The sequence below is a fragment of the Pseudopedobacter saltans DSM 12145 genome (assembly GCF_000190735.1).
GTDB lineage: Bacteria > Bacteroidota > Bacteroidia > Sphingobacteriales > Sphingobacteriaceae > Pseudopedobacter > Pseudopedobacter saltans.
Window position 1 is genome coordinate 3,141,724 of the sequence record NC_015177.1, and the last position, 14,580, is coordinate 3,156,303.

A 14,580-nucleotide genomic window follows, 5' to 3' on the forward strand; every position below is an offset into this window, starting at 1 on the left:
CACCAAATCTGATTACCTTGGTACTAGATAATTGAAGTTTAAAGTGGATAGACGAAGAAACTCTTTGTAGAAAAACTGGAAACTGGATTCAGCATCTCCAAGACAAATCTTTATTCCCTAATCTTCAATCATCTCATCAACAAAAAAAGGCAGGTCCAAACTGAAGTGAACCTGCCTTTTCTTTTAAGACGTTAAAATTACTTATTTCTTTTTACCGTCTTTTGCAGCTTGTTGTTCTGCTTGTTTCAATGCTCTGGACATGATTACAGAAACGATAGTATCTTCACCTACGTTTGTGATTAAATAACCTTCTGGTTTCAAATCACGTACACGAGTTGATTTACCAACCTCTAAAGGCTCTAAAGATACTTCTACGTATTGAGGCATATCTTTTGGTAAAGCATTAACTTTTAATTTACGTAATTTTTGAACTAATTTACCACCCACTTTAACACCTGGAGATGTACCAGTTAATTTAACCGGAATTTCCATTGTGATTTTTTTATCATCGAACAATTGCAAGAAATCTACGTGTAAGATTTTCTCAGTCAATGGATGAAATTGAATATCTTGTAAAATAGCTTTGTATTTGCTACCATTTACTTCCAATTCAGCAAAGTGTACGTCTGCAGAGTATACTAAGTCTCTTAATGCAGGTGCATCAACCGCAAAGTGAATTTGCTCTTTTCCACCATACAAAACCGCAGGAACTTTACCGTCGTAACGAAGTTCCTTTGCGTCGCGTTTCCCTACGTTCTCTCTTGAAGAACCGCTAATAGCGATAGTTTTCATTTTTGTTATATTTATTGATTAAACTTTAAAAAGTGCACTTATAGAACTGTGTTGATTTACACTCTTTATTGCATTTGCAAAAAGCTCGGCCGTGGACAACACTTTAATTTTTTCACTTTGAATTCTTGGAGCAATAGTATCTGTAACAATCAGCTCTGTTAATGCAGAATTCTCGATTGTTTCATAAGCCTTCCCCGAAAGCACGGCATGTGTACAAACCGCTCTTACGCTTCTCGCCCCTTTCTCCATAATTAAGCTTGCTGCTTTAGACAATGTGCCCGCAGTGTCGCATATATCATCTATTAAAACAATATCTAAATCATTTACATCTCCAATGATAGACATTGCTTCAATTTCATTCGCTCTTTTTCTTCTCTTATCACAAATAACCACTTCCGCATTGAAGAATTTGGCAAAGGTTCTTGCTCTGTATGATCCTCCCATATCCGGAGAAGCAATAGTCAAATCCGTAAGGTTTAAACTTTTGATATAAGGCACAAATATTACTGATGCATCCAGGTGATCTACCGGAATATCAAAAAAGCCCTGAATCTGAGCGGCATGCAAATCCATTGTCATTACACGGCTTGCTCCCGCAGCAGTTAAAAGATTGGCCACCAATTTAGCACCGATAGTTACCCTTGGTCTGTCTTTCCTATCCTGTCTGGCATATCCAAAGTAAGGGATTACCACATTAACAGTATTTGCAGAAGCTCTTTTTGCTGCGTCAATCATCATCAGCAATTCAAAAAGATTGTCGTTCGGCTGAGATGTTGACTGAATAAGATAAACATCACATCCTCTAACTGATTCATTAAAACCAGGTTGAATTTCTCCGTCAGAAAAGCGGGACAAAGTCACTTCGCCTAAGTCGCTGCCATAAAATCCTGCGATTTTTTGTGCAAGCTCTTTCGTTGCCGTACCAGCGAAAATTTTTACCGGATTAAATTGTGAAGCCATTAGCCTTCTCGAGTATATTTAAAAAAAATTCGGATTGCGTTATTTCACAATCCGAGTTTTACATTGTTGCCCGACCAGGATTCGAACCTAGACAAACAGAACCAAAATCTGTCGTACTACCTTTATACTATCGGGCAGTTTCCTTTTCTTTGTATCAATGTTTCCGAAATGGAATGCAAATATAAGAGCATTTATAAAATGATGCAAATGTTTTTTAACAAAAAAAATAACTCCCTAATTATCAAGCAGAATATTTGTTTATCACCAAAATCCCATCAACAAATTGCTTTCTAAAGCACTAAAAAAGGCTCATTTTTCCAATACAAATACAACAGGTCGGTTTTTTACAAATCATCTAAACTTATAAAACCGAATATTGCTGCTGAAAATTAAGAAACAATGTACACAATTAGAACTATTACAGCAGCCTTAGTGTTAACGATGTTATTTAACGCCTGTAAGGAAAACAAAGAAACTACCAAAAGCAATTATGCTGTCAATTCAGAAAAATCATCAATCAAGTGGAAGGGCTCTGCCCCTACGCATTATCACATTGGAACATTCAACGTAGAAGGGGATATTTCTACTGAAAACGATGCCGTAACCAATGGAGAATTTACTTTTCCTATTAGCAGTATTACCAATACCGATCTACCTGAAGGGCCAAATCAGGAACTGATTTCACATCTTTCGAGTCCCGACTTTTTTAATTTGGCTCTACATCCCTATGCAAAATTCAAAATAACCAAAGTAACACCTGTATCTGAAAACGATCACCTAAATTATAATATAACAGGAGACTTCACTCTGATAGGACAAACTCACGAATTAAGTTTTCCTGCAAAAATTGAATTTAGCAATGACAGTTTAAAAACCACTGCAAATTTTACGTTCAATCGTTTAAAATGGGGAATGGAAAGTTTTAATGATCCTAATGAAAAGCTGTATATATTACCGGAAATAGAAATCACCTTAGATATACACAGTGCAAAAAAAGACTGAAAGTGAATGTAATATTTTCAATATCTTGCACTCTAATTGGTTGAATATATAATAATTACAATGGTAAAACAGATCGACCCATGTCCTTTGCTTAATAATTGTATTGACAACTATATGTTTGTAGATATAGACTGGTCAAACAATAAACATATCGACTCGATCTGGAGACTTATCCCCTTCGGCCAGATTTCAGCACTATTTTTATATGGAGATCTCCATGGTTATAGCGACCATGGAGATTCTCCCTTAATATCTACTCCCCGTTCCTTTATTGTAGGTCAGTTAACCAAACCCTTATGGCTAAGCTTTTCGGGACATACCCGTTTAGTTAAAATACAGTTCAAACCTGCGGGAGCGCAACAGCTTATACACATCAACTTATCCGAATTAACAAATAACCCTTGTATTCCTTTAGAAAACCTATGGGGATATCATACCGATTTCTTGTTAGAACAGTTGCATGACGCAGATTCCGATAATGAAAGAGCAGAACTATTGAATAAATTTTTCATCAAAAGATTAAGTCCCTCAAACCTCCAGGCTACTTATATAGATTATACATTACAGCAATTATACCGTAATAATGGTAGTTACAAATTACAGCATCTGGAACAAAAATTAGGTATCAGCGGCAGACAGTTGGAACGAATTTTTAAGTCTCATGTAGGACTAAAGCCCAAAGACATCAGCCGGTCTATCAGGATGAATACTGCCCTGACTTTGCTTTGCAATAAACCAGAAACATCTCTTAGTAATCTCGCTTATGAATTAGGTTACTACGATCCCGCCCATTTCTCTAAAGACTTCAGTCAATTAACCGGCCTATTACCTTCCAAATTAAAGAACAAACCACAAAAAGAGCTTGTAGTAACCCACGGAAAATGTTTCTATAGCTAAAACAATATGGAATGTTTTCCCAAAGGGATGCCGTCGTCAAGTTTTTAATGTTAAATGAACAAAACAGAAATCCTAAGGCAATATTAAAATTAAGTTTACTGATGAACTAGTCCACCCAGTCTTGACACTAAATACTGGCTACTTACTCCCCACTAATCATTACTAGCTTTTATATCTCCCAAATGTTCTACATCACGTAAATCATACGGAGTCTCCTGATATACAAAATAGTTAAGCCAGTTATTGAATAATAAGTTTGCATGGCTTGTCCAGCAGACCAAAGGCCCTTTTTTAGGATCGTTATCCACATAATAATTTCGTGGAACATCAATTTCAAGTCCTCTGTTCACATCTCTCATATATTCATCGTGTAATGTAAGAGGTGCATATTCCGAATGTCCGGTCAGATAAAACTCCCTGCCTCCTCTCGAAGATGCAATAGCAACTCCGGCTTCTTTAGATTCAGAAAGCACAGTAATATCCGCTTTATTTTCTACATCAGACTTAAAGAAAGTGGTATGTCTGCTATGTGGAATAAAGAATTCATCATCAAAGCCCCTAAATAAAGGGTTTGTCTTATCTGTCGCAGTATGCTTAAAAACACCAAACAATTTATCATCCAAAGGCACTTTCTCTACACCATAGAAATGATACAATGCAGCCTGCGAAGCCCAACAAATATATAAAGTGGACGTAACATGTTTTCTGGCCCAGTCAAATATAGTCGTAATCTCGTTCCAATAGTTTACCTCTTCGAACTTCAACATTTCTACGGGCGCACCGGTAATAATCATACCATCATAAAAATTCCCTTTAATCTCGTCGAAGCTCTTGTAAAACAATTCCAAATGCTCTTCAGACGTATTTTTGGATTTATGAGAATCCAGTCTCAAAAACTCCACCTCTACCTGCAACGGATTATTAGAAAGTAAACGCACAAAATCAGTCTCCGTCGTTATCTTTATAGGCATCAGGTTCAGGATCAATACACGCATTGGACGAATGTCCTGAGTGTTTGCCCTTAGGTCGTTCATCACAAAAATGTTTTCTTTTTTCAGAAGCTCTATCGCTGGCAGATTATTCGGTATTTTTACTGGCATATACTATTTCCCCCTTGTCCTGCTAAATTTTGCTCAAAAATAAAAAGAATATATTGGAAGTTGAAAACGAAAATCGTTTGTAATGAGCCATCAAACCTTTGGGTTTATTAAAAAGCCGAGATATGACTTATCTTCAACAATTCTCCGTATTCACAGATATTAAAACAGCAATTTATAACAAACGACTAATCACCCGATAAACAGCAAATTTTTGTAAATTTATTACTGAACTTATTCTAAGAACCATGAACTTCTTTAAACTTAAAACAACGTGGACCAATGCAGAGCTCGTCCCATTAAAACTTTGTATCGCTTGCGCATATGTATTGGTGGGAGCTTATTTCCATAGCTTCATTTGGCAGTATAAGACATTAATTATCGTGGTGTTTCTTATTACTGTAGTTTACGCCGTCTATTTATGGATCAATAAGACAAGGAAAGAGAATTAGTTAATGAAGGAGGATATTCTGTAAACCTAATCAGTAACCTTAATAGAAAAGCAACTATTCGACATGTTCCAAGCTATTAAGTTAATTTATCATCATAGTGCAACCTTCCTACGTATAAGACAAACGCCAGAATACTTAATACCAACTTCAACCTTCCTTCCAGAATTGTTCGGGTGTGCTTCGGGTGCACTTCGGCAGCCGCCGAATGTCCCTCGAAGAATTATTGAAGAATTGTCGAAGATTAGTGCGATGATTGTCGAAGCAGGTACGAACCAGGGTGCTAGCAGGTACGGAGCGGAGTCGAAACATCAACGGAGTTTCATGGACTTTCACGGACTTTAGTGGAGTTTTATGGACTTTTGGAGAAGAGCTTTACAAGAGGTACTGTAATAAATATTCTCAGTTATTTGGAGGAAAGCTAATTTAATTAAAAACACATTAAAACAAAAATGTTTGAAAGACAGATGCTTTAATCTCCAACATTTAAAAACAGATTAATAAAAACGGTTAATAATTTGTTAAAGTACTTATATATTCATTCCAAATATTTATTTTCGGCAGATATATAGAATATAACAAAGAAATGACCTATAAAAAAATTAACAACTTATTTGGTTGGCTTACATTTCTAATTGCAAGCTTAGTTTATATTTTAACTCTGGAACCTACGGCAAGTTATTGGGATTGCGGCGAATTTATTTCTGCCGCCTATAAACTTCAAATTGTTCATCAACCGGGGGCGCCTTTGTTTTTGATGATAGGCAAGCTATTTAGTCTATTTGCGGCAAATGAAACTAAAGTTGCTTACTGGGTGAATGTAAGTTCGGCGCTTTCCAGTGGTGCTACCATTATGTTCTTGTTTTGGTCCATTACTGCGCTGGGCAGAAAAGTGGCTACCGGTTACAAAGGTGAGCCTAATACAACACAAGTTATCACCATTATTGGTGCTGGTTTGGTAGGTGCTTTAGCTTATGCTTTTTCTGATACTTTTTGGTTTTCTGCTGTTGAGGCCGAGGTTTACGCCATGTCATCTTTGTTAACAGCAATTGTATTTTGGGCTATTTTGAAATGGGATGCTCATGCAGATGAGCCGAACGCCGACAAATGGCTTCTTTTTATTGCCTATGTAATGGGACTTTCGATTGGGGTTCACTTACTGAATTTATTGGCTATTCCGGCAATTGCGTTGATCTATTATTTCCGCAGAACAGAAAAAGCTACCTCTAAGGGAACTATAACAGCCCTAATTATTGGAATTATAATTCTGGGAGTTATCCAATACGGTATTATACAGTACCTTGTAAAATTTGGAGCTTACTTTGATTTATTCTTTGTTAACACGATAGGCCTGGGCTTCGGAAGTGGCGTTATTTTCTTTGCACTATTGGTAGTAGGTTTATCAATCTGGCTAATCTTATATTCTATACGTAAAAACAAGCCTGTACTTAATCTGGCTATGTTATCATTTGTATTTATCATTTTCGGATACAGTTCTTTTGCCATGATTGTCATCAGAGCAAAAGCAAATCCTACTTTAAATAACAGCGATCCGGACAATGCCTTTGCTTTATTAAGTTATCTTAACCGCGAGCAGTACGGAGACAGGCCATTAGCTTATGGACAGTACTTTGACAGTAAAGTTATAGACTCTAAAGAAACCTCTACTATTTACAGAAAAGGGGAACATAAATATGAAGTTGCAGGCAAAAGAACTTCATACATATATGATAGAAACACGTTATTTCCAAGAATGTACAGCGATGACAGAGGTCATATAGCAGTTTACAGGGATTGGATGGATATGACAGAATCTCAAAGTCCTACTTTTGCGCAAAACCTTGGTTTCTTTGGAACTTATCAGGTAGGTTTTATGTATATGCGTTACTTCCTTTGGAATTTTGCCGGAAGACAAAATGACGAGCAAGGATATGGCGAGTACACAAAAGGAAATTGGATTAGTGGGATCAAACCTATTGATGCTATGCGTCTGGGCAGCCAAAGTGAGCTTCCAAAAAGCATCACAGAAAACAAAGCCTATAACAGGTTATATTTCCTTCCATTAATTTTAGGAATAATTGGCGCTTTCTGGCATTTTAAAAGAAACCAAAAGGATGCTGGTGTTGTGGCGCTTCTGTTCTTCTTTACGGGTTTGGCAATTGTTCTTTATCTTAACCAGACACCAAATCAACCAAGAGAGCGGGATTATGCTTATGCCGGATCGTTCTACGCTTTTGCAATATGGATTGGTTTGGCTGTTTTTGCCATTTCAGAATGGTTTGGCAAGTTTTTAAATGCTAAAACTGCCAGTGCATTGGCAACTGTTATCGGCCTTTTAGCTGCTCCAGTTTTAATGGCTAAGGAAGAATGGAACGACCATGACCGTTCTGAAAAAACGACCGCAAGAGATTTAGCAAAAAACTATTTAAGCAGTTGTGCACCAAATGCGATACTTTTTACTTACGGAGATAATGATACTTATCCTTTATGGTACGTACAGGAAGTGGAAAACTTCAGACCGGACGTAAGGATTATCAATTTAAGTTTATTTGATACGGATTGGTATATCAATCAGTTGAGGAAACCATTTAACGCTTCGCAGCCTATCGATTTAACTATTCCACCGTCTGCTTATGTCTCCGGGGTAAGAGATGTGCTTTTCTATCAGGATTTTCAATTACAGGGCCATCAGGAGATTGCCGATATTTTTGAATTTGTTACTTCTGATAATCCTGAAGCTAAAGTTCAGTACCAGAATGGCAAATCGGAGAACTTCTTACCTACAAAACAGTTTAAATTGACTGTTAACGCAGAGGATGTTATTAAATCTGGTGCAATGAAGGCAAGCGAAGCTGGCAGAATTGTCCCTGAAATGAACTGGACTTTACCAGGAAATTATTTAACAAAAGGGCAATTGGCTATTCTGGATATTCTTGCCCATAACAAATGGAAAAGACCTATTTACTTTGCTTTCACTGTTCCGAACAGTAGCTTTATGGGTTTGGATAAATACCTTTTTAACGAAGGCTTCGCTTTACGCCTGCTTCCAAAAGAAAAACATAATCTGGAAAACAGCAGTGCCCTTTCTGAAACTGAAGAAGTTGATAGCGATGCAATGTACGCCAATATGATGGATAAATTTGTTTGGGGTAACATGAAGAATGCATCTTATTTAGATCCTGAATCGACGAAAATGGTATTTTTGTCTGTTAACAAGTTTATTGAGCTAAGCAGAAATTTAATTACTGAAGGAAAACTGGATAGTGCCAAAAATGTAATGAATAAATGCCTTGATGTGCTTCCTATAAAAACTGTTTATGATTCTAATTTTGCCCTGGGTAAATACGAAATCGTTGATGTTCTTTATCAATTAGGTATGAAGAAAGAGGCAAATGATTTATTGTCGCAAACAGCTGATTTGGTTCAGGGAGAATTGAATTACAGATATTCTATCAGCAAAACGAAAGAAAACCTTGCTGGAAGAGACGTTCAATTGGGACTATTTGTACTTTCTCAGTTTGAGGAGATGACTAAAAAATATCAGGAAACTGCTTTACATAAAAAGGTTGATGATCAACTGAAATCTTTTGAAACTAAGTTTGGATTTTCAAGATAGTTCCAGCCACTAAGAAGGCTAAGTTCACATAGAGAAACGCTGATAGGGATTGTACCTATTGGCGTTTTTTGTTTTCTTAGCGAGAATATCTGTTGTTGGTTTTTGATTCCTACTCGTTCAAAAACATACGCAACAGCTGAGAGGAGGGTGCATTGAGGATCCTTTAATATTCTTGTTAGTTTAGCCTGAGGGAAAAAATCTGCCTGGCCTAACCTGCTTGCACAAATAAGATTTCACATTCTTTATTTCAGGTTCTGGATAAAAAAGTTAGGATATAATAAATATCTTAACTTTTTTCATATATATTAGTTCTATCTTTTTGATTATAAACTAACCTGTCTTTTCAGGATTAAACGACATTAAATATTTGCATATAATATGCGGAATCTCGAGAAGCTTTCGGACAATAAACTTGCGGTATTGCTTTGTGAAGGTAGTGATGCCGCATTTGAAGAGATTTTTAACAGATATTGGTCTGCTTTATATGCAGCTGCCTATAAGCGGTTAAAATCTCATGAAAAAGCAGAAGAAACGGTTCAGGATTTATTTACCCATTTATGGACTAAGAGAAAATGCATTAAAATCCATACTTCACTAGCTGCTTATCTTCATACTGCAATTCGTTATATGGTGTTTAATAATATGCAAAAAGAAGGAGTTAGGGAATCATATAGGATATCTCAGCAAACTACAAATAGTTATGACAATTCAACAGAAGAGACAATTTTGATTAATGATTTAAATAAGATTCTCGAGAAAGAAGTAAATCATCTTCCACCAAAATGTCGATCTGTTTATGAACTTAGCCGCAAACATTATAAAACTAACCGAGAAATTGCTGCCGTACTTGGTATTTCTGAAAAAACGGTCGAAGGGCATCTGACAAAAGCCATCAGACAATTAAAGATCAGGATTTACGGTATTAATAAATTAGCCTCCTGGCTCATTATAATCTTATCGATTAAAAATTAACTTCTGAGAATTGGTAGGAAAAACCATCCGGATCATAAATATTTTTTCAATAAGCAAGGGTTAACCTCGTATTAGCTGTCTATATCTAAAGAAAGCATTTTAATTATACGACCATTAAGCCTTATGCAAAAAACAGATTTGCAAGAACTAGTTGCTAAATATTTAAATAATGCATGTACCCCAGAGGAAATACATTATTTAAATGAGTGGTATAATTCGTTTGATAACGAGCAAAATCCTATTGATCTGCTATCGGATTTACAGCAGCAGCAACTAAAGCAGCGCTTAAGAAAGCGTATTAAAAATAACATTTCATTAATCAATCGGCAACCAGATGAGACTTTGAATCATAATAAAAGAACAACTGACAGGATTTATTTTCTACGTGCAATAGCTGCAACTGTATTGATAGTACTTGGAATTTTTCTTTTTAGGTATCATAAAGTACAGCCTATAATGCAGGAAGTTGTTGCGTTTAACCAATCAAAAAATATTCAAAAATTGATTCTTGAAGATGGAAGTACGGTATGGCTTAACCCTAATAGCAAAATTACATATCCAAAGGAATTTAAATTGACTAAGAGAGAAATTACCATGTCTGGCGAGATTTTTTTTGAAGTCAAACCCGACGCTAAAAGGCCTTTTATTATTCATAGTGACAATATTGTAACAAGGGTATTGGGCACAAGTTTTTTAGTAAGAGCAAAAAAGGGTACTCCGGCAGAGGTTTCGGTAGTAACTGGAAAAGTATCGGTACGTCTTCAACAACAGTATGAAGATGCAGGTGTAATTCTGTACCCCGATCAAAAAGCGACTTATTCCAAAACAGATAATGTCTTAAAGAAAGGGAGGGAAAGCGGAAACTCTGACTTAAGCATGTGGCGAAAAGCAACGTTAACATTTAATAATAGAGCATTAAAAGATGTTCTTCCCATCCTGGATGAAAAATTTGGAGTTGATATTACGACTTCCAACAAAGATCTTCTGAACTTTTCCCTCGAAGCAGATTTTACAGATCAGAGTTTACCCTCAATATTAGAAATGCTGGAGAAATCTCTTGATTTAAAATATGAAATAAACGGCAGGAAGATAATCTTAATTAAAACCATAAACAGTAAGCCTATGATTGATGAAAATAATTAAACCAAACTAAATCCGAAGTTTTAATGCTTGGGCAGCCTAGCAGAATTAAGCCTTGATTTGATAACTTAATTGTCTTATTCTAACAGAAAAAACACATGAATTTATGAAAATGTATTTAAAGAAAAGTTTGACATGGTCCAGAATTATAAAGAGTACTATTAGTCAGGGAGCCATTGCCTTCTTATTTACAGGGATAACTTTCGCAAACGATACCAGCGCTCAGGCCATATTAGATCGAAAGGTAACTATATCAATTAACGATAATTTGGGCGTTGTGTTAAACGCACTTAAAGAAAATGCAAAAGTTAAATTTGTTTATAGTAAGGATGTCATAAAGATAGACCAACAGGTCTCGCTAAATGTTAATGATCAAAAGCTAGGTGTTGTTTTAGATAAGCTTTTGAATATTAATGGAATTTCATATGAGGCAATAGATAACCGGATTGTGTTAGGTAAAAGCCCTGACAAAACTGTAGATGCAGCCTCACTAAAACCATCCATTGAAATGGTTCAGGTCAAAGTAAGCGGTCTGGTAGCAGATAGTAAGGGAGAACCTTTAATTGGTGTAGGTGTTCAACTTAAAGGCGCAAAAATCGCTACAAGTACTGATGTAAATGGCCGCTACTCCCTTAATTTGCCAGATGGCAATGGTATTTTGGTGTTCACCTATATAGGGTACGTCACCAGGGAAATACCGGTAAATAATCAGAGCACTATTAATGTAATTTTGGCAGATGATTCTAAATCTTTGGAGGAAGTAGTCGTGGTTGGCTATGGTACACAAAAGAAAGTTAATCTTACAGGGGCGGTTGACGTGATTTCTGGAGAACGACTAGAGAACAGACCGGCATCCAAAGTTTCTGACCTATTAAAGGGTACGTCCCCGAATCTTAACATTACAATGAATTTCAGAGGTGGCGAACCTGGTGCCGCTAGCAACTTTAATATAAGGGGTGTTGGTTCGATTAATCTTGATGGTGTCAGGGGCGTAAGCACTTCTCCTCTTGTTTTGGTTGATGGTGTGGAAATGGATATCAATAATGTAGACCCTGAATCTATTGAAAGTGTTTCGGTTTTAAAAGACGCTTCGGCATCTGCAATCTATGGTTCAAAAGCACCTTTTGGTGTTATATTAATTACTACCAAAAAAGGGAATAAAGACGGTAAAGTTAATGTTCAATATAACAATACCTTATCATTAGCTTCTCCGGTTAGGCCACTTAGCCAGGTAGATGCCTTAACGTGGGCAACAGCTTATAATCAGGCTAATGCCAATGCTTTAGTAGCAACCCCAATATATTCAGATGAACAAATGAACAGGATAAGGGATTATATAGCTGGAACATATCCTTATGAATATGACCCAAACAATCCCATTTCCGGTATCTTTTTGGGAAGACGTAACGGCAATGCCAATTACGATTGGGCAAGATTAATGTTTAAAGATAATACCTTCAATCAAAAACATAACATTAACGTTTCCGGCGGTACAGATAAAACACAATTCTATATTGCCGGTGGATTTACAGACCAGGATGGAATGTATAACTATGGTTATGATTTTTATAAAAGATATAATTTCTTAACTAACCTTTCTACCCGAGTGACCAATTGGCTGAGTTTAAATACCAGTTTAAAATATGCAAAAGGTTATTCCGATTATCCTCTTGGTATTACAACAGTAGGCAGAGACCATGCTTTCGGTGAGTTTCTTACCTGGGCACCTATGACACCTATGTACAATATTAATGGTACTATTCAAAACCCCTTAATAAGGATGATGGAAGACGGAGGAAGGGACAAACTGGAAACTAATGACTTTTTATTAGTACTAGGAGGAGAGTTTGAACCTGTAAAAGGATGGAAGACAAATGTCTCTTATAATCATAATGTACAAACAGACAGGCAAATGGTAAACCCTAAACCAGTTATGGTAGAACTAGGCAACGGTACATTTGGCAATATAGGTAAGCCAAGTGCTACTTATCAGTCGGTTTTCTCACAGCCTCTCTACACGTTATTTAACGTAGTTTCATCTTATGAAAAGCAAGTCAACAATCATTATTTTAAAGGATTATTAGGTTACGAGCAGGATAAAAAAACATTTTCAAGTCTTAATGCAACAGCGTCAGGTTTAATTACTACCGAGGTGCCATCTATAAGCACTTCAGTTGGAAATAAGACAGTTGAAGATGATTTATGGCATTGGGCAACAGAAGGTATTTTTGGCCGTTTAAACTATAATTTTAAAGAAAAATATCTATTAGAATTCAGCGCCCGTTATAACGGTTCTTCCAGATTTGCAGAAAATCTGAGATGGGGCTTTTTCCCTTCAGGATCTGTTGGATATAACATTTCTAAAGAAAACTTTTGGGATCCTGTGAAACCGTATGTTAATATGCTTAAGTTAAGGGGGTCATACGGCTCTTTAGGAAATCAGAATGTCTACGATTATTCTCAATATATAAAAAGGATTGATCCTGTTGCAGAACTGAACTGGATAATTGACGGGCAACGCCCTCCATACGCAAACGTTCCGAAAATAATTAGCCCTACGATAACCTGGGAAACGGTGTCTACCTTAAATCTTGGATTAGATGCAGAATTTTTGAAAAACAAATTGGGGCTTGCTTTTGATTGGTACAACAGGAGAACGGACGATATGATGACTAGAGGAAAAGACTTACCATACCTTCTGGGAACACTAGCTCCAAATGTTAATAACGCTTCTTTGACAACCAAGGGTTTTGAACTTGCGGTAAGCTGGAATGACCGTATTTCATCTGATTTTGCATATAATGCCAGAATAACTTTGGGAGACAGCAGAACAAGGGTATTAAAATTTAACAATGAAAAAGGAATTATTGATAACTTTTATGTAGGTAAAGAAATTGGCGAAATATGGGGTTATATAACCGATGGTCTAATACAAACACAGGGAGAAGCTATGTATAACCAGAGTTTCTTTTATCCTACATGGGGGCCGGGTGATATGAAATATAAAAATCTTGACGGAGACAGATACCTGGATACAAATGGAAACCCTATCATAAATGATGGAACAAGAACATTAGATGACCATGGAGACTTAACCATTATTGGTAATACTTCCCCAAGGTATAATTATAGTTTTACAGGGGGAGCTAGCTGGAAAAGTTTTGATTTTAATATATTTTGGCAAGGCTTAGGTAAACATGATTATTACCCACATATCAATGCTGGCATGTTTTACGGTATGCTTACCGCATTTGGATCATCGACCATTCTTAAAGACTCCCCTGCTCTTGACTACTGGAGGCCTGCTAATGAAACGAATATATTAGGGCCGAATACCGATGCTTATTTTGCCAAACCTTATTTTACTACTCAAACCAATAAGAATCGTCAGGTACAATCGAGATATGTTCTAAATGGGGCATATTTAAGACTAAAAAATATTAGCGTAGGGTACACTATACCTCAAAAGCTATCCAATAAACTGTTTTTACAAAAAGCCAGAATTTATGTAGCCGGAGAAAACCTGCTAACTTTTACAGGTCTTCCAAAAGTGTATGATCCTGAAACCGTTTTTGCGCAGAATGCGGGTAATGTTCCTCAGGCAACTTATCCTGTTTCTCGTTATTGGATAATGGGGTTTAATTTAACCTTTTAA

General features: G+C 36.4%; 9 protein-coding genes and 1 tRNA gene. 6 read left to right on the plus strand and 4 right to left on the minus strand.

Features of this window, described 5'->3' with window-relative positions; genetic code table 11:
- Window positions 1-201: 201 nt before the first annotated feature.
- From PEDSA_RS13370 to PEDSA_RS13380, 3 genes are all read right to left on the minus strand, one after another.
- A complete protein-coding gene (locus tag PEDSA_RS13370) occupies window positions 202-792 on the minus strand; it encodes a 50S ribosomal protein L25/general stress protein Ctc (RefSeq protein ID WP_013633683.1) in 591 nt (196 codons plus the stop codon).
- Window positions 793-810: 18 nt separating this feature from the next.
- Window positions 811-1,752, minus strand: a complete 942-nt coding sequence (locus PEDSA_RS13375) for a ribose-phosphate pyrophosphokinase (protein ID WP_013633684.1) — start codon at window positions 1,750-1,752, stop codon at window positions 811-813.
- Between the two features lie 66 nt (window positions 1,753-1,818).
- Window positions 1,819-1,889, minus strand: a tRNA-Gln gene (locus tag PEDSA_RS13380).
- A 262-nt stretch (window positions 1,890-2,151) separates the two neighbouring features.
- Here PEDSA_RS13380 and PEDSA_RS13385 point away from each other — a divergent pair.
- Complete coding sequence (locus PEDSA_RS13385; protein WP_013633685.1) at window positions 2,152-2,754, plus strand: YceI family protein; 603 nt, start codon at window positions 2,152-2,154, stop codon at window positions 2,752-2,754.
- 60 nt (window positions 2,755-2,814) lie between these two features.
- Window positions 2,815-3,651, plus strand: coding sequence for an AraC family transcriptional regulator (locus tag PEDSA_RS13390; protein WP_013633686.1), 837 nt, complete (start codon window positions 2,815-2,817; stop codon window positions 3,649-3,651).
- Window positions 3,652-3,803: 152 nt separating this feature from the next.
- Here PEDSA_RS13390 and metA read toward each other — a convergent pair whose 3' ends face one another.
- On the minus strand, window positions 3,804-4,751 hold the full coding sequence (gene metA / locus PEDSA_RS13395; protein WP_013633687.1) for a homoserine O-acetyltransferase MetA: 948 nt from the start codon (window positions 4,749-4,751) through the stop codon (window positions 3,804-3,806).
- Between the two features lie 1,032 nt (window positions 4,752-5,783).
- Between metA and PEDSA_RS13410 the strand changes: the two genes are divergently transcribed.
- From PEDSA_RS13410 to PEDSA_RS13425, 4 genes are all read left to right on the plus strand, one after another.
- The gene (locus PEDSA_RS13410; RefSeq protein WP_013633689.1) at window positions 5,784-8,813 is read left to right on the plus strand and encodes a glycosyltransferase family 117 protein; all 3,030 of its coding nucleotides are present in this window, start codon (window positions 5,784-5,786) and stop codon (window positions 8,811-8,813) included.
- 378 nt (window positions 8,814-9,191) lie between these two features.
- Complete coding sequence (locus PEDSA_RS13415) at window positions 9,192-9,785, plus strand: RNA polymerase sigma-70 factor (protein ID WP_013633690.1); 594 nt, start codon at window positions 9,192-9,194, stop codon at window positions 9,783-9,785.
- Between the two features lie 123 nt (window positions 9,786-9,908).
- Window positions 9,909-10,928, plus strand: coding sequence for a FecR family protein (locus tag PEDSA_RS19655; RefSeq protein ID WP_013633691.1), 1,020 nt, complete (start codon window positions 9,909-9,911; stop codon window positions 10,926-10,928).
- 103 nt (window positions 10,929-11,031) lie between these two features.
- Window positions 11,032-14,580 (plus strand): TonB-dependent receptor, encoded by a 3,549-nt coding sequence (locus PEDSA_RS13425; protein WP_013633692.1) that lies wholly within the window; start codon window positions 11,032-11,034, stop codon window positions 14,578-14,580.

What these genes read in the sequence shown, in the direction of transcription:
- PEDSA_RS13370 (WP_013633683.1), bottom strand. Translation starts at nt 792, where the DNA reads ATGAAAACTATCGCTATTAGCGGTTCTTCAAGAGAGAACGTAGGGAAA.
- PEDSA_RS13375 (WP_013633684.1), bottom strand. Translation starts at nt 1,752, where the DNA reads ATGGCTTCACAATTTAATCCGGTAAAAATTTTCGCTGGTACGGCAACG.
- PEDSA_RS13385 (WP_013633685.1), top strand. Translation starts at nt 2,152, where the DNA reads ATGTACACAATTAGAACTATTACAGCAGCCTTAGTGTTAACGATGTTA.
- PEDSA_RS13390 (WP_013633686.1), top strand. Translation starts at nt 2,815, where the DNA reads ATGGTAAAACAGATCGACCCATGTCCTTTGCTTAATAATTGTATTGAC.
- metA (WP_013633687.1), bottom strand. Translation starts at nt 4,751, where the DNA reads ATGCCAGTAAAAATACCGAATAATCTGCCAGCGATAGAGCTTCTGAAA.
- PEDSA_RS13410 (WP_013633689.1), top strand. Translation starts at nt 5,784, where the DNA reads ATGACCTATAAAAAAATTAACAACTTATTTGGTTGGCTTACATTTCTA.
- PEDSA_RS13415 (WP_013633690.1), top strand. Translation starts at nt 9,192, where the DNA reads ATGCGGAATCTCGAGAAGCTTTCGGACAATAAACTTGCGGTATTGCTT.
- PEDSA_RS19655 (WP_013633691.1), top strand. Translation starts at nt 9,909, where the DNA reads ATGCAAAAAACAGATTTGCAAGAACTAGTTGCTAAATATTTAAATAAT.
- PEDSA_RS13425 (WP_013633692.1), top strand. Translation starts at nt 11,032, where the DNA reads ATGAAAATGTATTTAAAGAAAAGTTTGACATGGTCCAGAATTATAAAG.